This window comes from Gellertiella sp. DMC107 (assembly GCF_056313605.1).
The window spans coordinates 43,316-63,398 of the sequence record NZ_JBQUZZ010000002.1 but is presented as its reverse complement, the minus strand read 5'-3'; the positions used below and the strand labels follow the sequence as shown (position 1 = coordinate 63,398).

19 protein-coding genes are annotated in these 20,083 nt (G+C 63.8%); 16 read left to right on the top strand and 3 right to left on the bottom strand.

The annotated features are described in order from the left end of the window. Positions 1-6 precede the first annotated feature (6 nt). From ACT54B_RS05790 to ACT54B_RS05775, 4 genes are all read left to right on the top strand, one after another. Positions 7-834 carry an ABC transporter permease gene (locus ACT54B_RS05790; protein ID WP_476044784.1) on the top strand — a complete coding sequence of 276 codons (828 nt, stop codon included), beginning with the start codon at positions 7-9 and terminating at the stop codon, positions 832-834. After that, positions 831-1,712, top strand: a complete 882-nt coding sequence (locus tag ACT54B_RS05785) for an ABC transporter ATP-binding protein (protein WP_476043593.1) — start codon at positions 831-833, stop codon at positions 1,710-1,712. The genes ACT54B_RS05790 and ACT54B_RS05785 overlap by 4 nt, the downstream gene beginning before the upstream one ends. Next, positions 1,705-2,517, top strand: coding sequence for an ATP-binding cassette domain-containing protein (locus ACT54B_RS05780; protein WP_476043592.1), 813 nt, complete (start codon positions 1,705-1,707; stop codon positions 2,515-2,517). The genes ACT54B_RS05785 and ACT54B_RS05780 overlap by 8 nt, the downstream gene beginning before the upstream one ends. Before the next feature lie 226 nt (positions 2,518-2,743). Further along, positions 2,744-3,259, top strand: a complete 516-nt coding sequence (locus ACT54B_RS05775) for a VOC family protein (RefSeq protein WP_476044783.1) — start codon at positions 2,744-2,746, stop codon at positions 3,257-3,259. Here the strand turns inward: ACT54B_RS05775 and ACT54B_RS05770 are convergent, their stop codons facing one another. Beyond that, positions 3,260-4,240, bottom strand: a complete 981-nt coding sequence (locus ACT54B_RS05770) for an AraC family transcriptional regulator (protein ID WP_476043591.1) — start codon at positions 4,238-4,240, stop codon at positions 3,260-3,262. A gap of 230 nt (positions 4,241-4,470) precedes the next feature. Between ACT54B_RS05770 and ACT54B_RS05765 the strand changes: the two genes are divergently transcribed. Genes ACT54B_RS05765 through ACT54B_RS05755 form a run of 3 tightly spaced genes read left to right on the top strand, consistent with a single transcriptional unit; the run spans position 4,471 to position 7,100 of the window. Further along, positions 4,471-4,989 carry a flavin reductase family protein gene (locus ACT54B_RS05765; protein WP_476043590.1) on the top strand — a complete coding sequence of 173 codons (519 nt, stop codon included), beginning with the start codon at positions 4,471-4,473 and terminating at the stop codon, positions 4,987-4,989. 47 nt (positions 4,990-5,036) lie between these two features. Further along, positions 5,037-5,822, top strand: a complete 786-nt coding sequence (locus tag ACT54B_RS05760; RefSeq protein ID WP_476043589.1) for an SDR family oxidoreductase — start codon at positions 5,037-5,039, stop codon at positions 5,820-5,822. Between the two features lie 39 nt (positions 5,823-5,861). Then, positions 5,862-7,100: a styrene monooxygenase/indole monooxygenase family protein gene (locus tag ACT54B_RS05755; RefSeq protein ID WP_476043588.1), complete on the top strand. Its 1,239-nt coding sequence runs from the start codon at positions 5,862-5,864 to the stop codon at positions 7,098-7,100. Positions 7,101-7,414: 314 nt separating this feature from the next. Here ACT54B_RS05755 and ACT54B_RS05750 read toward each other — a convergent pair whose 3' ends face one another. Continuing rightward, positions 7,415-7,978, bottom strand: coding sequence for a winged helix DNA-binding protein (locus ACT54B_RS05750; protein ID WP_476043587.1), 564 nt, complete (start codon positions 7,976-7,978; stop codon positions 7,415-7,417). A 212-nt stretch (positions 7,979-8,190) separates the two neighbouring features. Here ACT54B_RS05750 and ACT54B_RS05745 point away from each other — a divergent pair, with 212 nt between their 5' ends. Together ACT54B_RS05745 and ACT54B_RS05740 are read left to right on the top strand one after the other, a co-directional pair. After that, on the top strand, positions 8,191-9,315 hold the full coding sequence (locus ACT54B_RS05745; protein WP_476043586.1) for an LLM class flavin-dependent oxidoreductase: 1,125 nt from the start codon (positions 8,191-8,193) through the stop codon (positions 9,313-9,315). Positions 9,316-9,431: 116 nt separating this feature from the next. Beyond that, positions 9,432-9,953: a flavin reductase family protein gene (locus tag ACT54B_RS05740; RefSeq protein ID WP_476043585.1), complete on the top strand. Its 522-nt coding sequence runs from the start codon at positions 9,432-9,434 to the stop codon at positions 9,951-9,953. Between the two features lie 10 nt (positions 9,954-9,963). Here ACT54B_RS05740 and ACT54B_RS05735 read toward each other — a convergent pair whose 3' ends face one another. Continuing rightward, a complete protein-coding gene (locus tag ACT54B_RS05735; protein WP_476043584.1) occupies positions 9,964-11,064 on the bottom strand; it encodes a serine hydrolase domain-containing protein in 1,101 nt (366 codons plus the stop codon). A gap of 222 nt (positions 11,065-11,286) precedes the next feature. Between ACT54B_RS05735 and ACT54B_RS05730 the strand changes: the two genes are divergently transcribed. Genes ACT54B_RS05730 through pcaF form a run of 7 tightly spaced genes read left to right on the top strand, consistent with a single transcriptional unit; the run spans position 11,287 to position 20,079 of the window. Continuing rightward, positions 11,287-13,614 (top strand): bifunctional salicylyl-CoA 5-hydroxylase/oxidoreductase, encoded by a 2,328-nt coding sequence (locus ACT54B_RS05730; protein ID WP_476043583.1) that lies wholly within the window; start codon positions 11,287-11,289, stop codon positions 13,612-13,614. 9 nt (positions 13,615-13,623) lie between these two features. Then, positions 13,624-14,412, top strand: coding sequence for an SDR family NAD(P)-dependent oxidoreductase (locus ACT54B_RS05725; protein ID WP_476043582.1), 789 nt, complete (start codon positions 13,624-13,626; stop codon positions 14,410-14,412). 13 nt (positions 14,413-14,425) lie between these two features. After that, positions 14,426-15,274: an enoyl-CoA hydratase family protein gene (locus tag ACT54B_RS05720; RefSeq protein ID WP_476043581.1), complete on the top strand. Its 849-nt coding sequence runs from the start codon at positions 14,426-14,428 to the stop codon at positions 15,272-15,274. 1 nt (position 15,275) lies between these two features. After that, complete coding sequence (locus ACT54B_RS05715; RefSeq protein ID WP_476043580.1) at positions 15,276-16,457, top strand: acyl-CoA dehydrogenase family protein; 1,182 nt, start codon at positions 15,276-15,278, stop codon at positions 16,455-16,457. Continuing rightward, entirely contained in the window at positions 16,457-16,852 is a 396-nt protein-coding gene (locus tag ACT54B_RS05710; protein WP_476043579.1) for a RidA family protein, read from the top strand. Before ACT54B_RS05715 ends, ACT54B_RS05710 begins: the two co-directional genes overlap by 1 nt. Before the next feature lie 45 nt (positions 16,853-16,897). Beyond that, positions 16,898-18,865 carry a 3-hydroxyacyl-CoA dehydrogenase NAD-binding domain-containing protein gene (locus ACT54B_RS05705; protein ID WP_476043578.1) on the top strand — a complete coding sequence of 656 codons (1,968 nt, stop codon included), beginning with the start codon at positions 16,898-16,900 and terminating at the stop codon, positions 18,863-18,865. Positions 18,866-18,876: 11 nt separating this feature from the next. After that, complete coding sequence (gene pcaF, locus ACT54B_RS05700; RefSeq protein WP_476043577.1) at positions 18,877-20,079, top strand: 3-oxoadipyl-CoA thiolase; 1,203 nt, start codon at positions 18,877-18,879, stop codon at positions 20,077-20,079. Positions 20,080-20,083 lie beyond the last annotated feature (4 nt).

The window sequence follows — 20,083 nt, the reverse complement described above, 5'->3', positions numbered from 1 at the left end:
AGGGCGATGCTCTCCGAGCCGAAGGTGGTCATTGCCGGCGGTTTCATTCTCCTCCTCGTCATTCTCGCCCTCTTTGCCCCGTATATCGCACCCAAAGACCCGCTGGAGCAGGACCTGATGCTAGGCACGCTTCCCCCGGTTGGCGGTTCCGGCTACGAGCCCGGCTATTTTCTCGGAACGGACGATCTCGGCCGCGACGTGCTCTCCCGCCTGATCCACGGCACGCGGATCGCGCTCACCGTCGCCTTCGTGGCGGCGGGCCTTGCCGCGCTATTCGGCACGGCGCTTGGCCTGATTGCCGGCTGGTATGGCGGGTGGGCGGATACGGTCATTTCCCGGCTCGTCGAGATCTGGATGGCCTTTCCGCCGGTACTGCTGTCGATCCTGCTCGTCGCCGTCTTCGGTTCGGGCGTGCATTCGGTGATCGCGGCGATCGTCATCATCGACTGGACCCGCTTCTGCCGGGTGATCCGGGCGGAAACCATGGCACAGGCGCGGCTCGACTATGTAACCGCCGCCCGAACCATGGGCTATCCGCGCCTGCGCATCCTTGTCCGCGAGATCCTGCCCAATGTGGCGCCCGTGCTGGTCGCCCTTCTCAGCCTCGAAATGGGCATTGCCGTCATCGTCGAGGCGATCCTCTCCTTCGTCGGGCTTTCGGTTTCCTCCGATACGCCGACCTGGGGCGGCATGATCGCGCAAGGCCGGCAGATCATCTACCAGGGCTGGTGGGTGCTCACCTTCCCGCTGGTCACGCTGTTTGCCACCGTGCTTGCCTTCAACCTGCTCGGCGACGGACTGCGCCGTGCGCTCGATCCGGTGCTGAGACGATGAGTGACCTGCTGCTCGACATTTCCGGCCTCTCGGCCATATCGCTCCGCGAAGGCGGCAATCCGATCCTGCGGGACGTCTCGCTGAACCTGAAGAGGGGCGAAGTTCGCGGCCTTGTCGGGGAAAGCGGTGCGGGAAAATCCACCATCGCCAAGGCGCTGCTCGGCATCCTTCCGCGCACGGTGAAGGTGACGGCGGGCACGATGCGTTTCGAGGGGCGCGATCTGCTGACCATGACGCCCCGGGATCTCCAGGCGATCATGGGGAGCGACATCGCGCTCATCCCGCAGGACCCGCAGACGGCGTTGAACCCGGGCCGGCGGATCGAGGCGCAGCTGACCGACGGCCTTCGCCTCCGGCGCGGCATGAATGCCCGCGATGCCCACGCGCGTGCGCTGCAGCTTCTCTCGGAAGTCCATATCCGCGATCCCGAACGGGTGCTGAAGGCCTATCCGCACGAGCTTTCCGGTGGCATGCGCCAGCGCGTGATGATCGCGGCCGCCTTTTCGCTGGAGCCGAAGCTGGTGGTGGCGGACGAGCCGACGACGGCGCTCGATGTGACGGTGCAGAAGCAGATCCTCCGCCTCATTCGCGGCATGCAGGAGGCCCACGGCACCGCTGTCATCTTCGTCACCCACGATCTCGGCGTGGTCGCGAAGATCTGCGACAGCGTTACGCTCCTCTATGGCGGCAAGGTGATCGAGGCGGGTCCGACCGCGGCCGTGCTTTCCAACCCACGCCATGTCTATACGCGGGCGCTGATTGCCGCCGGTCCCCGCTACGACCGGCCGGATGCGGGGCTGGAACCCGTGCCGCAGGCGGTCTTCGACCAGCTTCACCAGGAAATCCGCAGCGGTGCGAAGGAGATCGTTCATGGCTGAGCGGCTGATCACGGCAACGGGCATCGAGGTGACCTATGGCCATCGCCGCCGCGGCGGCGTGAAGGTGCTGCACGGCGTCGATATCCATCTCGACCGGGGCGAGACCATCGGCATCGTCGGCGAGAGCGGCTCCGGCAAGACGACGCTGGGGCGGGCCCTCATCCGGCTGGTCGATACGTCGGCGGGTGAAATTCGCTTCGACGGGAAAGACATCACCCATCTCGGCGAGGAGGCCATGCGGCCCTATCGCAAGCGGATGCAGATGATTTTCCAGGACCCGATGGCCTCTCTCAATCCGCGCCACACGATCCGGCAGATCCTGTCAGGACCGCTGCTTTTCCACGGGCTTGCCAAAAGCGATGCGGAGGCTGAGACCCGGCTCGTGCGCATGCTCGACCGTGTCGGCCTGCCGAAGATCGTGCTCGGTCGCAATCCGCACGAGCTTTCCGGCGGCCAGCGCCAGCGCATCGGCATTGCCCGGGCGGCCTTGCTGGAGCCGGAATTCGTGCTCGCGGACGAAATCGTCTCGGGGCTCGATGTCTCGACCCAGGCGCAGGTGCTCAATCTCCTCAAGGATCTCTGCCGCGACCTCGGTCTCGCCATGGCCTTCATCAGCCATGATCTCTCGGTCATCCGCGCCGTCTGCGACCGCGTCTATGTGATGCGGCAGGGGCGCGTCGAGGAGGCGGGCGACTGCGCCACGCTCTTCGACAACCCGAAAACCGCCTATACGCGCGAGTTGCTCGATGCCATCCCGCTTCCCGAAGTGGATGCGAACTGGCTGAAGGAACCTGCGCTCGCCTGATGATTGCGAGGGTGGAGCCCCCATTATCGGGACCCGCCTCATCGCTGCCCATGCCGATCCTTCCTTCCCGTGCCGGAAATGCGGGTCCGGCGCGACGGTGCCCTTTTGCACCGGTTTTGCCCGCCAATCAGGGAGAACAGCAGTGAAAACCATCAATAGAATCCTGGCCGTAACGGCCATACTCGCGGGCGCGGCGAGCGGCGCCAGCGCCGACAGCATTCCCGGCATGCGCGGTCATGACCATACAGGCATTACCGTGCCGGACATGGCGCAGGCCGTGAGCTTCTTCACCGATGTGGTGGGCTGCGAGAAGGCGATGAGCTTCGGGCCCTTTGCCGACGACAAGGGCACCTTCATGCAGGATGTGCTGGGCGTCGATCCGAAGGCGGTGATCGAGGAAATCACCATGATGCGCTGCAATTTCGGCTCCAATATCGAGCTGTTCAAATATACCGCACCCGACCAAAAAGACCTGACGCCGAAAAACAGCGATATCGGTGGTTTCCATATCGCCTTCTACGTGGATGATGTGGCGGCGGCCAAAGCCTACTTGGAGGGCAAGGGCGTGAAGACGCGGATGGGGCCGATCCCCGTGGACCAGGGTCCGGCAGCCGGCCAGACCATTCTCTATTTCCAGGCGCCCTGGGGCCTGCAGCTGGAGGCGATCAGCTATCCGAAGGGCATGGCCTATGAAAAGGACGCGAAAACCGTGCTCTGGAGCCCGAAGGACCCCGCGAAATAATCACCGGTGCCGGCGAAGCGTCTGCGAGGGCGTTTCGCCGAAACGGGCCTGATAGGCGGCGGCGGCCCGTCCCAGATGGCCGAAGCCGCATTCGAAGGCGATATCGGCAACCGAAGACGCGGGCGGCGGGCTTTTCAGCCGCGCATGGAAATGGTCGAGCCGGGTCGTCAGCACCGCTTCCGAAAGCGTCAGTCCACGGGCCCGCTTGAAGGCTTCCTGCAGCGAGCGGAGCGGCACGCCCGCTGCCGCAGCGATATCCGCCATGGCGATCGCCTCGCCCGCATGCGCCTCGATGAATTCTTCCGCGCGGCGTACGGCCGCGGGCGCCGGCAGGGGCTGCGGCCGGTTGAGAATCGCTGAACCCGAATGGGAAAAACCGCTCAGCAAGAGGGTCGTCAGCCCGTCGCGCAAAAGCGCCAGATAGGCCGGCGGCGCGCTCGCCGGATCTTCCGCTGCCGACAGCACCAACTCCGCATGGCGGATCAGCGCACGACCGGCGGGGCTCGTCAGATCGATCCCCGTTTCGAATTCCACCGTGCCGAGCGGGCGATGGGTGAGGCTGGCAAACTGGGCCTCCATGACCGCCCGGTCGATGAGCAGGATAAGCTTCTCGCAGCCCTCGCTCCAGGTCATGCGGGTGGGAAGCGTGGGCGAGAGCAGCGAGGCGCGGGTTCCGGCCTCTGCCTCGGTCAGCATGGTGCCGCATCGCACGAGCGCCTGCCCCTTCAGCGGGATCTGCAGGAGGAAGAAACGGGACAGAGCGCCCGGATCGATCTCGACCGCCGATCCATAGCTGACGAAGTTCACCGAATAGCCATTGCCCCGGGCGTGGTTGTGCCGGGCATGGAAACCTTCGGCTCGGCGAGCCAGCGGATCGAGGAAATGGGGGCAGAAGATGCGGCCGATTTCCTCGCGCGCGGCATCGGGCTCGCGCGTGTCCACCAGCTGGAACTGGTTCAGGGGTATCAGTGCATCAAGCATCGGTCTCCCTCCCGCGCTCCGTCACATCCCGCATTGTTCAGATCGCCAGGGGCGATCATGACCCCTAAAATCCCGCGCCGCAAGGGCCGCGCCGACTGCGCGATCCGGATAAAGGCTGCGCGATGCGGATTGCCGCCTCCCCTCCCAGGGATCACCATCAGGTTAGTTTAAATTTAAAGCTTTGAAAAGCGGCAAGGGAGAAGGCCGGTTTTCGAGGGCGAGGAGGATGAATGGCGAGCGAGCGCGATCTCTTTCGGCTGGGCATGCGCCGGGTTTCCGGCACGGTGACGGTGGTCACAACAACAGGTCCCGATGGCGAAAGGCGCGGTGTGACGGCAACCGCCTTCTGCTCGCTTTCGGCTGATCCGCCGTCTGTTCTGGCCTGCATCAATCGCGAGACCTGGGTGGGCCAGCTTGCTCCCGTCAGCGGCAATTTCTGCGTCAACGTGCTTTCCGCCGACCAGCAGGATGTGGCCGAAACCTTTGCCGGCCGGGCCGGTCTTGCCGCCGGCGAGCGCTTTGGCGTCGGGCGCTGGCATGAGGGGACGAGCGGTGCGCCGGTGCTGGATGGCGCGCTCGTCAGCTTCGACTGCAGGCTCGACAAGGCCGTCGACCATGCAACCCATGTGATCCTGATCGGCCAGGTCATCGCGACGGTGACCGAAGAGGATCCCGGAGAGGCCCTGATTTATGCGGACGGCCATTTCACGCGGCCGGCAGCACCCCTGCCGATGGCTGCGAGCGCCTGAGAGGCAATCTCAGATCAAACCAACCAGAAGAAAAAAGGAGGAACCGGATGCGGGGATTGAAGGACAGGACGGCGATCGTCTCGGGCGGCGCGACCATGATCGGCCAGGCCGTAGCGGACGTGCTCGCCGGCTATGGCGTCAAGGTTGTCATCGCCGATATCAATGAGGCGGACGGAAGCGCGGCAGCGGAAAGGCTCGGGGCGAATGTCTCCTTCATCCGCACCGACGTGACGTCCGACGAAGACATAAAGGCGCTGGTCGAGGAAACGGTGAAGCGCACGGGGCGGCTCGATTTCCTCGTCAACGTGGCCTGCACCTATCTGGACAATGGCGCCAGCACGAGCCGGGCCGACTGGCTGACGGCCTTCAACGTCAATGTGGTCGGCTCGATCATGCTGATGCAGGCCGCCCATGCGCATCTGAAGGCCAACAAGGGCGCCATCGTCAATTTCGGCTCCATTTCGTCCCGCGTCGCCCAGACCGGGCGCTGGGTCTATCCGGTCGCCAAGGCGGCGATCTTGCAGCTCACCCGCAACCAGGCCATGGACCTTGCGCCCGATGGCATTCGCGTCAATGCGGTCTCGCCCGGCTGGACCTGGTCGAACATCATGAACCAGCTGACCAACGGCAACCGTGCCAAGACCGACAGCGTGGCAAAGCCCTTCCACCTGCTCGGCCGCACCGGCGATCCGGCGGAAGTGGCCGAAGCCGTTGCCTTTCTTCTTTCCGATCAGGCGAGCTTCATCACCGGCACGGATATCCGGGTCGATGGCGGCTACACCGCCATGGGACCCGAGCGGGCCGATCCCGCCATTCCGCTCCTGATGGAATGAGCGCCAGACAATCAAAGAAACAAGAAGGGGAATGAAACAATGAGCAAGACCAGGACATTCACCATCATCGGCGGCGGGCAATCGGGCCTGCAGCTCGGTTGCGGCCTGCTGGATGCGAGCCATTCGGTCCACATCGTGCAGAACCGGACCGCAGAAGACATCAGGAACGGCAAGGTTCTCTCAAGCCAGTGCATGTTCGACAATGCGCTCCAGAACGAGCGCGACCTCGGGCTGAACTACTGGGACGATGTCTGCCCGACGGTCGACAGCATCAATTTTTGCGTGCCTGCGCCTGACGGATCCGGCAACAAGGCAATCGACTGGAACGGCAAGCTCGACAAGCCGGGCCAGAGTGTCGACCAGCGGGTAAAGGTGCCCGTCTGGATGGCCGAATTCGAAAAGCGCGGCGGCCGCCTGACGATCCATGATGCCGGCATCGAGGACATGGAAGCCTATGCACGGGAAAGCGATCTGGTGATCGTTGCCTCCGGCAAGGGCGATGTCGGGCGGATGTTCGAGCGTGACGCGGAAAAATCACCCTTCGACAAGCCGCAACGTTCGCTGGCGCTGACCTATGTGAAGGGCATGCGGCCGCGTCCCGACCATTCGGCGGTCAATTTCAACCTGATCCCGACCATCGGCGAATATTTCGTCTTCCCGGCCTATACCACGACAGGGCCTTGCGACATCATGGTCTTCGAGGGGATTCCGGGCGGTCCGATGGATTGCTGGAAGGACGTAAAAAGCGCCGATGAACATCTCGCCAAGTCCAAATGGATCCTCGAGACTTTCCTGCCCTGGGAGGCGGAGCGCTGCCGGGAGGTGGAACTGACCGATGCCAACGGCATTCTCGCCGGCTCCTTCGCCCCGACCGTGCGCAAACCGATCGGCCGGCTGCCCTCGGGCGCCATGGTGCTCGGCCTCGGCGATGCGGTCTGCCTCAATGATCCGATCACCGGCCAGGGCTCGAACAATGCCTCGAAGGCGGCGAAGATCTATATGGACGCGATCCTTGCGCATGGTGACAGGCCCTTCGACGCTGCCTTCATGCAGGCGACCTTCGACCGCTACTGGGCCTATGCGCAGTTCGTCGTCGGCTGGACCAATGCGCTGCTTCAGCCGCCACCGCCGCATGTGCTCAACATCATGGGTTCGGCGCAGGCCTTCCCCGTGCTCGCCAAGCGGATTGCCAACGGCTTCAACAACCCGCTCGATTTCTTCCCCTGGTTTGCCGTGCCGGAAGAGGCGGATGCCTATCTTGCCAAGCTTGCCGCCTGAGGCGGCAACCGACCTCCCCCCGCCTTGTCGGGATTTGGGGCGCTCCGGCGCCCCTTTTTTCTATCGAAAACAGGCTATCCCAGGGAAAGCCTTCGGTTTTCCGGAGTGGAATGACGCTACAAAGGCTGTAGCCCTTCCTCTCCGTCATGCTCGGGCTTGTCCCGAGCATCTGCCACCCTCTCGGTCTTGTTCAACCTCGCAGATCCTCGGGACAAGCCCGAGGATGACGTCGCATATGCCGTGCTTTCCGTCATCATCGATGAGCGACCACTACATCGTCACCAAATCCCGTTTCCGGCGTGGCTTCGTGGACCTTATCGCCCCGTCCGCCGATGGGTGGCGGCCATGCGGGCGACGTGTTCGTAGATGCCGCTGAGGAGCTGAAGCGTGCGGGTGGCATCTTCGAGGCGCTGCGGGAAATCGGGGACCGACTGGATCGCATCCACCAGCAGGGCCGAGCGGACATCCGCGTAGCGGTCGGTTACGTCGCGGCCGAGATCGGTGACGGAATAGGTGACGCCGGAGCGGCCGCTGCCTTCCCGCACGACCAGCCCCGCCTGAATGAGTTTGCGCAGGCTGTATTGCATGTTGGGGATGTCCTCGCGATTGGCAAGGCGCGCGAGATCCTTGATCGTCTTCGGGCGGTCGTTCATGCGGATGATGTGCAACATGGCGTTCTCCGGCCCGCTCGCTGCAAAATCGATCACCGAGGAAAGGCATTCCGTCTGCCAGCGGCTGAAGGACTCATAGGTGCGCATCAGCGCATATTCGATCTCCGCGACATCGACTTCGACGGGCGTACGGGCGAGATGCCAGCGCCGGTCGAGAGCCTCCGGCTTCTTCTCGTCGCTGACCTTGCCACTCTTGCGCTTGTCCATTGTCTCGCCTCCGCCGCCGCCTGCCGGATAAATTTATTGCAGGCCCGGCGCCCCAAGGAAAGCGGTTTTCCGTCAATTTCCAAATTACTTCAAGCTTCTAGTATCTTGAACCAGACCCCCTATGCAAAGCCGCCTGACAATTGACAAGAACCGTTTTTAAGATAGACTTTCTATCGTAAATTCTATCAGATAATAAATGGGGAACCACCACCATGACGGAATTGCAGAACTCCATGTTTGCCGAGAACCAGTTCGTGCTCGGCACCTTCGCTTCCAATTGCTCCGGCGGCATGTCGGTCACCAAGGTGCCCGAGCGCTGGGTGAATTCCTGGGAGAACAATCTTCGCCTCGGCAAGCTGCTGGACGATGCCGGCATCGACTTCATGCTGCCGATTGCCCGCTGGATCGGCTATGGCGGCGAGACCAACTTCCATGGCGGCGTGCTGGAAACCATGACCTGGGCTGCCGGCCTTCTGGCACATACGAAGAACATCAATGTCTTCGCCACCATCCATACGGCTGCAAACCATCCTGTTGTCGTCGCCAAGCAGATCGCGACCATCGACCAGATTTCCTCAAGCCGCATCGGCCTCAACATCGTTGCGGGCTGGAACCAGCCGGAATATGAGGCGCTGGGGCTCGAACTGCCCGCCGCGCATGAAGACCGTTACGGCTATGCGCAGGAATGGTTCGACATCATCAAGGCGCTGTGGACCCGGACAGAAGCCTTCGACTGGGACGGCAAGTTCTTCAAGCTGAAGCAGGTCCTCGGCGATCCGCGCCCGGCCCGGAAGGTGCCGATCCTGAATGCGGCCGGCTCCGGCCAGGGCCGGGAATTTGCCGTGCGCAATGCGGATTTCCTCTTCACCCCGGCTATCGATCTCTCGCGCTCCACGGAAGAAATCGGTGGTCTCAAGCAACAGGCAAAGGCCGTGGGCCGCAATGTCGGCGTGCTGACCTTCTCGCATGTGGTCTGCCGGCCGACGGAGAAGGAAGCGCGCGACTATCTCCAGCATTTCGGCCAGGACAATGCGGATTGGGCGGCGGTCGACAATCTGGTCAACCTCCAGTTTGCCCATGCGCACTCCTTCCCGCACGACCTCCTGGCGCTGATCCGCGATCGCATGGCCGCCGGCCATGGCGGCTTCCCGCTGGTGGGCACGCCGGAGCAGGTGGCCGAAGGCCTCATCTCTCTTCACAAGGCGGGCTTCAACGGCACGACGCTTTCCTTCGTGGATTACGCCGAGGAGTTCCCCTATTTCCGCGACACCGTGCTGCCGATTCTCGAATCCGCAGGCATCCGCCGCCCGAATGGGGTCCGGGCGGTCGCAGCCTGAGGCCAGCCGGGGCCGGCCCTTGCTGGCCCCGCATCATCTCGTTCCGCGGCAAAAGCCGCACCGGCTTCGGCCCGATAAGGCCCGCCGCACCCTTTTCGTCTGGGGATATCATGATCATGGAAAGCCTTGTCACGGCGCCGCCGACGGCGGATGCCTATCGCGCCGCCATGCGCCATTTTGCCGGCAATGTCAGCGTCATCACGGTCGGCCGACCGGGGGAGCGCTCCGGCCTTGTGGCGACATCCGCTGTTTCGCTCTCGGTCGATCCGCCGACGGTGATCGTCTGCGTCAACCGCTCCGCGTCCTCCTGGCCGCTCTTTGAACGCTTCCGGCATTTCGGTGTGAATGCGCTGACAGCGGCGCAGCAACCGATCGCCGATCTCTTTGCCGGCAAGGGCGGCGTGAAGGGCGAGGAGCGCTACCGGCTCGGGCAATGGAGCGAAGGGCCGACCGGCGCCCCGCTGCTTGGCGACGCTGCGGTGGCGCTCGACTGCCGTCTGGAGGAGATGATCGACCGCGCCTCCCATTCGATTCTGGTCGGCCGGGTGATGGATGTGCGCATCCGCGCCGAGGACGAAGGCGCGCTGGTCTATTGGCGCGGTCTCTACCGGCCGCTTTCCGCCGAACGGACCGAGTAAGGGGCTTCCCTTACTCCGCTTCGTCGGCCGCGGTTTCGATCTCGCTTGCCAGATCTCCGAGTGAAATATCCTCGCCATTGGCCAGCAGGATGACGGTGACGCCCGAGGTCAGATTACGCTGATAATAAGTGGATGTGCCCATCCAGCTGCCGCTGTGATAGGCATAGTTCTGCTTTCCCTCGGAAATCGACCAGCCGTAGCCATAGCCGTCCCCGTCCTCGACGATCGGGTTGCCATCGTCATAGCTGCCGTTTTCGAAAAGCCGGTCGGTGGCTTCCGGCGTCAGAAGTTCGTTGGTGGCAAGCGCCTTTTCGTATTTCACGAGGTCTGCCAGGGACGTGATGACATTGCCATCGCCTTCGGTGACCGTGGGTGAATAGCTTTCCTCAAATTTGCCCTTCGTCCCGGCATAGCCCGTGACCTGCCGGTTCTCATCGATCCGGTCCGAGGTAACGAGACCGCTGGACGTCATGCCGAGCGGCTTGAAGATGCGCTCCTCAAGGACGTCGTCGAGGGATTTCTTGCCATCGGCAGCGGCGACCAGCGAACCGAGAGTGAGGTAGCCGGAGTTCGAATAGTCGAACTTGGTGCCCGGTGCCCTGACCAACGGCTGACGGGAGAGCCATTTGATCACCTCCGCATTGGTGGTTTCTGCGCCGTAATTCAGTTCCTCGTTGCCATCGAGGTAATCGGCAAGGCCGCTGACATGGTGGACGAGATCAGAAACCACGAGAGGGCGCTCATCATCGGGCTGGTTCTTGAAGGCGGGCAGCAATGTCGAGATTTCCGTCTCCGGCGTGTAGAGCTCATCCTCGATCTGCAGCATCGCCGCCTGGGCGGTCATCTGCTTGGACACCGAGGCGAGATCGAACAGGCTGTCGCGCGTGACCGGCGTTTCGCTTTCTATATCCGCATATCCATAGCCCTTCAGATGCACAACCTCGCCTTCCTTCATGACGAGCACGCCAAGGCCGGGCGTGTCCTTGCCGAGATAGGCCTTCACGGCCTTGTCGATGGCAGGAATAGTCGGGTCTGCGGCAGTAGCGGAACCGGCAAGAAGAACGAGAAGGCCAAGGGCTGCGCCGGGCGCAGCAAGGGAACGGGGGAACATGCGGGTCTCCGGGGAACCAGTTTCATCGGACGATTATCATGTTCATTTGCAAAGCGCAGCATGAGCCGGGGGATTGGCCCAAAAATGACGAAAGGCAAAGATATTTTAAACTTAAAATATTTCATTTCGTCGCATTGACAGAAGGCGGTCCGGTGCTATGTTTTAAACTTAAAATATCCCGGCGCCACTGCGGTGCCCAGAGATCGTTGATGGAGGCCAGACATGCGGATCGTGTGCATAGGCGGAGGCCCAGCCGGGCTTTATTTCGGCCTGTTGATGAAGAAGCTTCACCCTGAGCATTCGATCACGGTGGTGGAGCGCAACCGCCCCTACGACACCTTCGGCTGGGGGGTGGTGTTTTCCGATGCGACCATGGAAAGCATGAAGGTCTGGGACCCGGAAAGTGCCGCCGAAATCCAGGATGCCTTCAACCATTGGGACGATATCGAGGTCTGGTTCAAGGGCACGCGCCAGCGCACCTCCGGCCACGGCTTCGTCGGCATCGGCCGCAAGAAACTGCTGAACATCCTGCAGAAGCGCTGCGAGGCGCTCGGCGTCGAACTCGTCTTCGAAACCGACGTGGAGAGCGATCACGACTTCCCGGATGCGGACCTGATCATCGCGTCGGATGGCCTGAATTCCAAGATCCGCAATGCCTATGCGGATGTCTTCCAGCCCGATCTGGTGGTGCGCCCGAACCGCTATATCTGGCTCGGCACCAAGCGCCTCTATGACGCCTTCACCTTCGATTTCCGCAAGACGGAGCATGGCTGGTTCCAGGCCCATATCTACAAGTTCGACAACGAAACCTCGACCTTCATCGTCGAGACCACGGAAGAGGCCTATGAGAAGCATGGTCTCGGCCAGCTCGATCAGCAGGGCTCGATCGATTTCTGCGAGAAGCTGTTCGAGGAGGTGCTGGAAGGCGCGCCGCTGATGACCAATGCGCGGCATCTGCGCGGCTCGGCCTGGCTGAACTTCAACCGCCTGATCTGCGGCAATTGGAGCCATTTCAACGGCAAGAGCCATGTGGTGCTGATGGGCGATGCCGCCCATACCGCCCACTTCGCCATCGGTTCGGGCACGAAGCTCGCCATCGACGATGCCATCGAGCTGACCAACCAGTTCCAGAAGCTGGGGCACCAGAAGGACAAGATTCCGGCCGTTCTCGACGCTTACGAGGAAATCCGCCGCGTCGATGTTGCCCGCATCCAGAATGCGGCGCGCAACGCCATGGAATGGTTCGAGGTGGTCGGCCGCCGCTATGCGGACACGCTGGAGCCCGAGCAGTTCATGTATTCGATGCTGACCCGCTCGCAGCGCATCAGCCACGAAAACCTGCGCCTGCGCGACAAGACCTGGCTCGAAGGCTACGAGCGCTGGTTCGCCACCCGCTCGGGCATCGAGGTCAAGGAGGGCGAGCGCGCCCCGCCGCCGATGTTCACGCCCTACACGATCCGCGGCCTGACGCTGAAAAACCGCATCGTCGTTTCGCCCATGGCGATGTATTCCGCCAAGGACGGGCTGATCAGCGACTTCCACATGGTGCATCTGGGTTCCCGTGCGCTCGGCGGTGCCGGCCTCGTCTTCGGCGAGATGACCTGCGTCTCGCCCGATGCCCGCATCACCCCCGGTTGCCTCGGCCTCTGGAACGACGAGCAGGCGGCCGGCTGGAAGCGGCTCGTGGATTTCGTCCATGAGAACAGCGGTGCCAAGGTCGGCATCCAGCTCGGCCATGCGGGCCGCAAGGGTGCGACGAAACTCGCCTGGGACGGCATCGACCAGCCGCTTCCCGAAAGCGAGACCTGGCCGCTGATTTCGGCCTCCGCCCTGCCCTATCTCAAGCACAGCCAGGTGCCGCGCGCCATGACCCGCGAGGACATGGACCGGGTGAAAGCCGATTTCGTCAGCGCCACGGAACGGGCCGTGACGACCGGGGCGGACTGGCTGGAATTCCACGCCGCCCACGGCTATCTCTTCTCCGCCTTCCTCTCGCCGCTCACCAACCGCCGCGAGGACGAGTATGGCGGCAGCCACGAGAACCGGGCACGTTATCCGCTGGAGGTCTTCAAGGCCGTCCGCGCCATCTGGCCGAAGGACAAGCCCATGTCGGTTCGCCTCTCCTGCCATGACTGGTTCGAGGGCGGCAACACGCCCGACGATGCGGCAATCTTTGCCGAAATGTTCCGCGAAGCGGGCGCCGATCTCATCGACTGCTCGTCCGGGCAGGTGTGGAAGGAAGAGCAGCCGGTTTATGGCCGCCTGTTCCAGACGCCCTTCTCCGACAAGATCCGCAACGAGATCCAGGTGGACACGATTGCTGTCGGCGCGATCTCGGAAGCGGACCACGCCAATTCGATCATCGCGGCCGGCCGCGCCGATCTCTGCGCGGTCGCCCGTCCGCATCTTGCCGACCCCGCCTGGACGCTGCATGAAGCAGCCCGGATCGGCGTGAAAAACGTCGCCTGGCCGAAGCAGTATTATTCGGGCAAGAGCCAGTACGAGACCAATATCGAGCGCGCGGCGCAAACCGCCCCGGCTGCGAAGTAAGGGGTCGCGATGGGTGCTCTCGACGGACATCATGCGCTCGTCACCGGTGCCGGCAGCGGCATCGGGGCGGCGATTGCGCGCGCGCTGCATGGCGCGGGCGCAAAAGTCACGCTGACCGGACGCCGGGCGGAGCCGCTCAAGGCGCTCGCGGCGGAACTGGGCGATGGTGCTGCCGTCGTCGCCGGCTTCGACGTGACCGATCCGCCGGCGATTGCCGCCGGGCTAGACAAGGCGCGAGCCGGTTTCGGTCCGGTCTCGATCCTCGTCAATAATGCAGGCGAGGCGCCGAGCGCACCCTTCGAGAAGACCACGCTCGATCTCTGGTCGAAGGTAATGAATGTCGATCTGACCGGCGTCTTCAACGTGACCCAGGCGGTGCTGGGCGACCTGAAGGCGCGCGGCGCGGCAACGGGCGATGCCCGGATCATCAATGTCGCCTCGACGGCGGGCCTCACCGGCTATGCCTATGTGAGTGCCTATTGCGCCGCCAAGCATGGCGTGATCGGCCTGACACGCGCGCTGGCACTTGAGCTTGCCCGCAAGGGCGTGACCGTCAATGCGGTCTGCCCGGGCTTCACCGACACGCCGATCATCGCCCGCGCCGTGGCTGAGATCATGGAAAAGACCGGACGCTCGGAAGAAGAAGCGCTCTCGGCCTTCACAAAAACCAATCCGCAGAACCGTCTTGTGAAGCCGGAGGAAGTCGCGGATGCCGTGCTCTGGCTCGCGGGCCGAGCTGCGGCTTCGATGAACGGCCAGGCCATTTCGATTTCCGGCGGCGAAGTCTTTGCGGGATAGGAAGGACGATCACATGGAACGCAGCACCATCATGCAGGGCCACAAGAGGTCCTTCGCCGGCTACAGGGCCGAGCATTTCCTGTTCGAGGCCAGCGAGGACGGACAGGTCCTGACCATCCGTCTCAACCGGCCGGAAAAGAAGAACCCGCTGACCTTCGACAGCTATGCGGAGCTGCGCGATCTCTTCCGCGATCTCGTCTATGCCTCGGATATCCGCGCCATCGTGCTGACCGGGGCCGGCGGCAATTTCTCCTCCGGCGGCGACGTCTTCGAGATCATCGAGCCGCTGACGCGGATGACCATGCCCGATCTTCTGGCCTTCACCCGCATGACCGGCGATCTCGTCAAGGCCATGCGCCGTTGCCCGCAGCCGATCATCGCGGCCGTCGACGGCATCTGCGCCGGTGCGGGCGCGATCATGGCCATGGCATCGGATCTGCGTCTTTCAACTGCAGAGACCAAGACGGCCTTCCTCTTCACCCGCGTCGGCCTCGCAGGCGCGGACATGGGCGCCTGCGGCATCCTTCCCCGGATCATCGGCCAGGGCCGCGCCTCGGAACTCCTCTTCACCGGACGGGTGATGACGGCTCAGGAGGGGAAGGACTGGGGCTTCTACAATGCGCTGCATGACCGCGAGGTACTGGAAGCGGAAGCGGTGAAACTTGCGCGCTCGCTCGCCGAAGGCCCCTATTTCGCCCATACGATGACAAAGACCATGCTGAACCAGGAATGGGCCATGGGACTGGAAGAGCTGATCGAATCGGAAGCACAGGCCCAGGCGATCTGCATGGCGACGCAGGATTTCCGCCGCGCCTTCGAGGCCTTTGCCGAAAAGCGCCGGCCTGAATTCAAGGGGGACTGAGATGGGCCACACAACCACCCTTCCCGGCCCGACGCGCGAGCCGCTCGGCTGGCCCTTCTTCGGTCCGGAGCACAAGGTCTTTGCGGAAAAGCTCGACCGCTTTGCCGCCTCGGGCGCGCTTGCCGGTGTCGACCATTCCGATACGGACGGCGCCTGCCGGGCGCTCGTCAAACTTCTCGGTGAAGCCGGGCTTCTGGCTGCCGCGACCGGCAATGGCGGCACGGACGTGATCGACAGCCGAATGATCTGCATCGCCCGCGAGACGCTGGCCTGGCATGACGGGCTTGCGGATTTTGCCTTTGCCATGCAGGGGCTCGGCACGGGTGCCATCGGGCTTTCGGGCTCGGATGCGGTCAAGGCCCATGTGCTGCCGAAGGTCACGTCCGGAAACTGGATTTCGGCCTTTGCGCTTTCCGAGAAGGAAGCGGGTTCCGATGTCGCCGCCATGGCCTGCGCGGCCCGCCGGGACGGCGGACATTTCATGCTCGACGGCGAAAAGACCTGGATTTCCAATGGCGGCATCGCCGATGTCTACACGGTCTTTGCCCGCACGGGCGAGGCACCCGGCACGCGCGGCATCTCCGCCTTCGTGGTCTATGCGGACGATCCGGGCTTTTCGATTGCCGAGCGCATCGACGTGATCGCGCCGCATCCGCTTGCCACCATCCGCTTCGAGAATTGTCGCATCCCGGCAGACCGCCTTCTGGGTTCGCCCGGCGAAGGCTTCAAGATCGCCATGCGGACGCTCGATATTTTCCGCGCATCCGTCGCTGCCGCAGCGCTCGGCTTTGCCAGGCGCGCGCTCGACGAGGCCGTGCATCACGCGAAGACACGGAAGATGTTCGGCGCGACGCTGGCCGACCTGCAGCTGACTCAAGGGGCGCTGGGCGACATGGCCACGGGCATCGATGCGGCTGCCCTTCTCACCTACCGGGCCGCCTGGCGGCGCGACGTGGAGAAGCTCAACACCACCAAGGAAGCGGCCATGGCCAAGATGGCCGCGACCGAGACCGCACAGACCGTGATCGATCGCGCCGTGCAGATGTTCGGCGGGCGCGGCGTCGCGGTCGGCGAAATCACCGAGCAGCTCTACCGGGAAATCCGGGCGCTGCGCATCTACGAGGGGGCAACCGAGGTGCAGAAGCTCATCATTGCCCGTGAATTGCTGAAGGAGACCCGTTGATGCACACGATCCTGCAACCGGAAGGCTGGGCAAAGCCGCGGGGATATTCCAACGGCGTCATGGCATCGGGCCGCACCGTCTATATTGGCGGGCAGATCGGCTGGAACGGCCAATGCGAATTCGAGACCGACGACTTCGTCGGGCAGGTCCGCCAGACGCTCGAAAACATCGTGGCGATCCTGGCCGAGGCCGGCGGCAAGCCGGAGCACATCACCACCATGACCTGGTATTTCACCAGCAAGGAAGAGTATCTTTCCAATCCGAAGGGACTGGGCGAGGCCTATCGCGCCGTGATGGGCAAGAACTTCCCGGCCATGGCCGCCGTTCAGGTGGTTGCGCTTGTCGAAGACCGGGCAAAGATCGAGATCCAGGCGACTGCCGTCATCCCGGATTGATCAGGAACGCCGACGCCACGCCCGAACGAGAGAGGGAAGCCTCCGATGTCTGCCATTGCCTTTTCCACCAATGTATCGGGGACCGTGACGAACGGCGTTCTCGTCGTCACGCTCGACAATCCTCCGGTCAATGCGGCCTCCCAGTCGGTTCGGTCCGGCATCATGGCAGCGCTTGCGCATCTCAATGGCGATCCGGCGCTGCAGGCCATGGTGCTGACCGGCGCCGGCAAGAGCTTCGTCGGCGGGGCCGATATCAAGGAATTCGGCAAGCCGCCGGTCGACCCCATCCTGCCTGACGTGGTCGCCGCCATCGAGGCGTCTTCGAAGCCCGTCATCGCGGCGCTGAATGGCGTTGCGCTCGGCGGCGGGCTGGAAATTGCGCTTGCCTGCCATGGCCGGATTGCCACGGCTTCCGCCAAGGTCGGGTTGCCGGAAGTGAAGCTCGGCCTCGTGCCGGGCGCTGGCGGCACGCAGCGGCTGCCGCGTCTTGCGGGCGTCACCGTCGCCATCGAGATGATCGGCTCCGGGCGGGCGGTTGCAGCGAGCGAGGCCCTCGGACATGGCATCCTCGACCGGCTTGCAGAAGGCTCCCTCGTCGAAGAGGCACTGGCCTTTGCCCATGATCTCGCCGGCACATCACCCCGGCGCACCGGCGCCCTGCCGGTCAGGCCCGCCTCGGAAACAGACATGGACGCCGCCGCAAGGAAGGTGCTCTCCAAGGCACGCGGACAGGCCGCCCCGGCCGAAGCGATCCGGCTCGTGAAGCTCGCGGCCCATGCCACGCTGGAAAAAGGCCTTGCCGAGGAGCGCCGCACCTTTCTCGAGCTCAAGGACAGTACCGAAGCCAGGGCGCTCCGCCATGTCTTCTTTGCCGAGCGGGCAAGCGCCAAGGTGGAGGGGCTTGAGGGCGTATCGCCGCGCAGGCTGGAAACCATCGGTATTGTCGGCATGGGGCTGATGGGGTCAGGCATTGCGGTTTCGGCGCTCGACGCCGGTTTCAGGGTGATCGCCGTCGAGCAATCGGCGGAGGCGGCCGCGAAAGGCCGGACCCGGCTCGAGGACATGCTGCGCAAGAACATGACGAGCGGCCGGATCGATCAGGCCGGGTTCGACGCGCGCGTTTCCAGGCTTTCGACCGCTGGCGACAAGGCGGCGCTTCAGCCCGCCGATCTGGTGATCGAGGCGGTCTTCGACGATTATGACGTGAAGGCGAACCTCTTCCGGGAACTGGACGGGATCGTCCGCGCCGATGCTGTTCTCGCCACCAATACCAGCTATCTCGACCCCGACCGGCTGGCGCTCGAAACGGGCGATCCGTCCCGCGTGGTCGGCCTGCACTTCTTCTCGCCTGCCAATATCATGCGGCTGATGGAAGTGGTGAAGGGGGAAAAGACCGCGCCCGACGTGCTCGCAACCGGCCTTGCGCTGGCGAAAAAGCTTGGAAAGCTTCCCATCGTCTGCGGCGTGACGGAAGGCTTCATCGGCAACCGGATCTTTTCCGCCTATCGCAAGGAGGCGGAATTCCTGCTGGAAGACGGCGCCTCCCCTGCCGAGATCGACCGAGCCATGGAAGGCTTCGGCATGGCCATGGGCCCGTTCGCCGTCTTTGACCTTGCAGGCCTCGAGATCGCCTGGGCGCGCCGCAAGCGGCAGGCAGCCACCCGCGATCCCTCCGAACGCTATTCGGTCATTGCCGACCGCCTTTGTGAAGCCGGTCGCTTCGGGCAGAAGGCGGGCAAGGGCTGGTATGCCTACGTCGAGGGCAAGCGGCAGGAGGACCCTACGGTGACCCAGATGATCGCTGCGGCGCGGCGCGAGAAGGGCATTGAGCCAAAGAGTTTCTCGGAGAGTGAAATTGTCAGGCGCCTCGTCTCCGCCATGGCGGACGAGGGGCGCAAGCTTCTGGCCGAGGGCATTGCCGCCCGGGCCAGCGACATCGATCTGGTGCTGATCAACGGCTATGGCTTCCCTGCCCATCGCGGCGGGCCGATGTTCATGGCCGGTATCGAATAGGAGCGTTTTCCATGGCTGAGGCTTTCATCGTCGACGGTATCCGCTCGCCCATCGGGCGTTATGGCGGGGCGCTCTCCTCGGTCCGCACGGATGATCTTGCGGCGCACAGCCTGAAGGCGCTGATGGCGCGGCATCCGAACCTCGATCCCGGGCTGATCGAGGATGTCATCCTCGGCTGCGCCAACCAGGCGGGCGAGGACAATCGCAACGTGGCGCGCATGGCGGCGCTGATCTCTGGCCTCGGCGAGGCCGTGCCGGGCACGACCATCAACCGGCTCTGCGGCTCCGGCCTCGATGCAGTCGGAACGGCGGCCCGTGCGATCCGCTCCGGCGATGCGGACCTGATGATCGCAGGCGGCGTCGAAAGCATGACGCGGGCGCCGCTGGTCATGCCGAAGGCAGACAGCGCCTTTTCCCGCAATGCCGCGATCTATGACACGACCATCGGCTGGCGCTTCGTCAATCCTGTGATCGAGAAGCAGTATGGCATCGATTCCATGCCGGAAACGGCGGAAAATCTGGCCGAAGAGCATGGCATTTCCCGCGAGGATCAGGACCTCTTTGCGCTCCGCAGCCAGGCCCGCGCCTCCGCCGCCCAGAAGAACGGGCGGTTTGGGCGCGAGATCGCGCCGGTGGAGCTCAAGGACCGCAAGGGCAATGTCACGCTTGTCGAGCACGACGAACATCCGCGCGAGACGACGCTGGAAAAGCTCGGCGCCCTCCCCGCCCCTTTCCGCAAGGGGGGCACGGTGACGGCGGGCAATGCGTCGGGCGTCAATGACGGATCGGCGGCGCTTCTGATTGCTTCTGAAGCTGCCTTGAAGCGCCATGATCTGAAGCCGCTTGCGCGAATTGTCGGCATGGCGGTCGCCGGCGTGCCGCCGCGGATCATGGGCATCGGCCCGGTTCCGGCCACGCAGAAGCTGCTGGCAAAGACCGGCTTGACGGTTTCCGACATCGATCTCTTCGAACTCAATGAAGCCTTTGCCGCACAGGCGCTCGCCGTGCTGCGCGGGCTTGGGCTGCCTGACGATGCGGAGCACGTGAACCCGAATGGCGGGGCGATTGCCCTTGGCCATCCGCTCGGCATGTCCGGCGCGCGGCTCGCCCTTTCGGCAGCACTGGAGCTTGAGGCGCGACAGGCCCGGCGCGCCGTCGTCACGCTCTGCATCGGCGTCGGCCAGGGCATTGCCATGCTGATCGAGCGGGTCTGAGGAA

What these genes read in the sequence shown, in the direction of transcription:
- ACT54B_RS05745 (WP_476043586.1), top strand. Translation starts at nt 8,191, where the DNA reads ATGACGGAATTGCAGAACTCCATGTTTGCCGAGAACCAGTTCGTGCTC.
- ACT54B_RS05785 (WP_476043593.1), top strand. Translation starts at nt 831, where the DNA reads ATGAGTGACCTGCTGCTCGACATTTCCGGCCTCTCGGCCATATCGCTC.
- ACT54B_RS05760 (WP_476043589.1), top strand. Translation starts at nt 5,037, where the DNA reads ATGCGGGGATTGAAGGACAGGACGGCGATCGTCTCGGGCGGCGCGACC.
- ACT54B_RS05710 (WP_476043579.1), top strand. Translation starts at nt 16,457, where the DNA reads ATGCACACGATCCTGCAACCGGAAGGCTGGGCAAAGCCGCGGGGATAT.
- ACT54B_RS05790 (WP_476044784.1), top strand. Translation starts at nt 7, where the DNA reads ATGCTCTCCGAGCCGAAGGTGGTCATTGCCGGCGGTTTCATTCTCCTC.
- ACT54B_RS05730 (WP_476043583.1), top strand. Translation starts at nt 11,287, where the DNA reads ATGCGGATCGTGTGCATAGGCGGAGGCCCAGCCGGGCTTTATTTCGGC.
- ACT54B_RS05780 (WP_476043592.1), top strand. Translation starts at nt 1,705, where the DNA reads ATGGCTGAGCGGCTGATCACGGCAACGGGCATCGAGGTGACCTATGGC.
- ACT54B_RS05750 (WP_476043587.1), bottom strand. Translation starts at nt 7,978, where the DNA reads ATGGACAAGCGCAAGAGTGGCAAGGTCAGCGACGAGAAGAAGCCGGAG.
- ACT54B_RS05715 (WP_476043580.1), top strand. Translation starts at nt 15,276, where the DNA reads ATGGGCCACACAACCACCCTTCCCGGCCCGACGCGCGAGCCGCTCGGC.
- ACT54B_RS05735 (WP_476043584.1), bottom strand. Translation starts at nt 11,064, where the DNA reads ATGTTCCCCCGTTCCCTTGCTGCGCCCGGCGCAGCCCTTGGCCTTCTC.
- ACT54B_RS05770 (WP_476043591.1), bottom strand. Translation starts at nt 4,240, where the DNA reads ATGCTTGATGCACTGATACCCCTGAACCAGTTCCAGCTGGTGGACACG.
- ACT54B_RS05755 (WP_476043588.1), top strand. Translation starts at nt 5,862, where the DNA reads ATGAGCAAGACCAGGACATTCACCATCATCGGCGGCGGGCAATCGGGC.
- ACT54B_RS05765 (WP_476043590.1), top strand. Translation starts at nt 4,471, where the DNA reads ATGGCGAGCGAGCGCGATCTCTTTCGGCTGGGCATGCGCCGGGTTTCC.
- ACT54B_RS05740 (WP_476043585.1), top strand. Translation starts at nt 9,432, where the DNA reads ATGGAAAGCCTTGTCACGGCGCCGCCGACGGCGGATGCCTATCGCGCC.
- ACT54B_RS05720 (WP_476043581.1), top strand. Translation starts at nt 14,426, where the DNA reads ATGGAACGCAGCACCATCATGCAGGGCCACAAGAGGTCCTTCGCCGGC.
- ACT54B_RS05705 (WP_476043578.1), top strand. Translation starts at nt 16,898, where the DNA reads ATGTCTGCCATTGCCTTTTCCACCAATGTATCGGGGACCGTGACGAAC.
- ACT54B_RS05725 (WP_476043582.1), top strand. Translation starts at nt 13,624, where the DNA reads ATGGGTGCTCTCGACGGACATCATGCGCTCGTCACCGGTGCCGGCAGC.
- pcaF (WP_476043577.1), top strand. Translation starts at nt 18,877, where the DNA reads ATGGCTGAGGCTTTCATCGTCGACGGTATCCGCTCGCCCATCGGGCGT.
- ACT54B_RS05775 (WP_476044783.1), top strand. Translation starts at nt 2,744, where the DNA reads ATGCGCGGTCATGACCATACAGGCATTACCGTGCCGGACATGGCGCAG.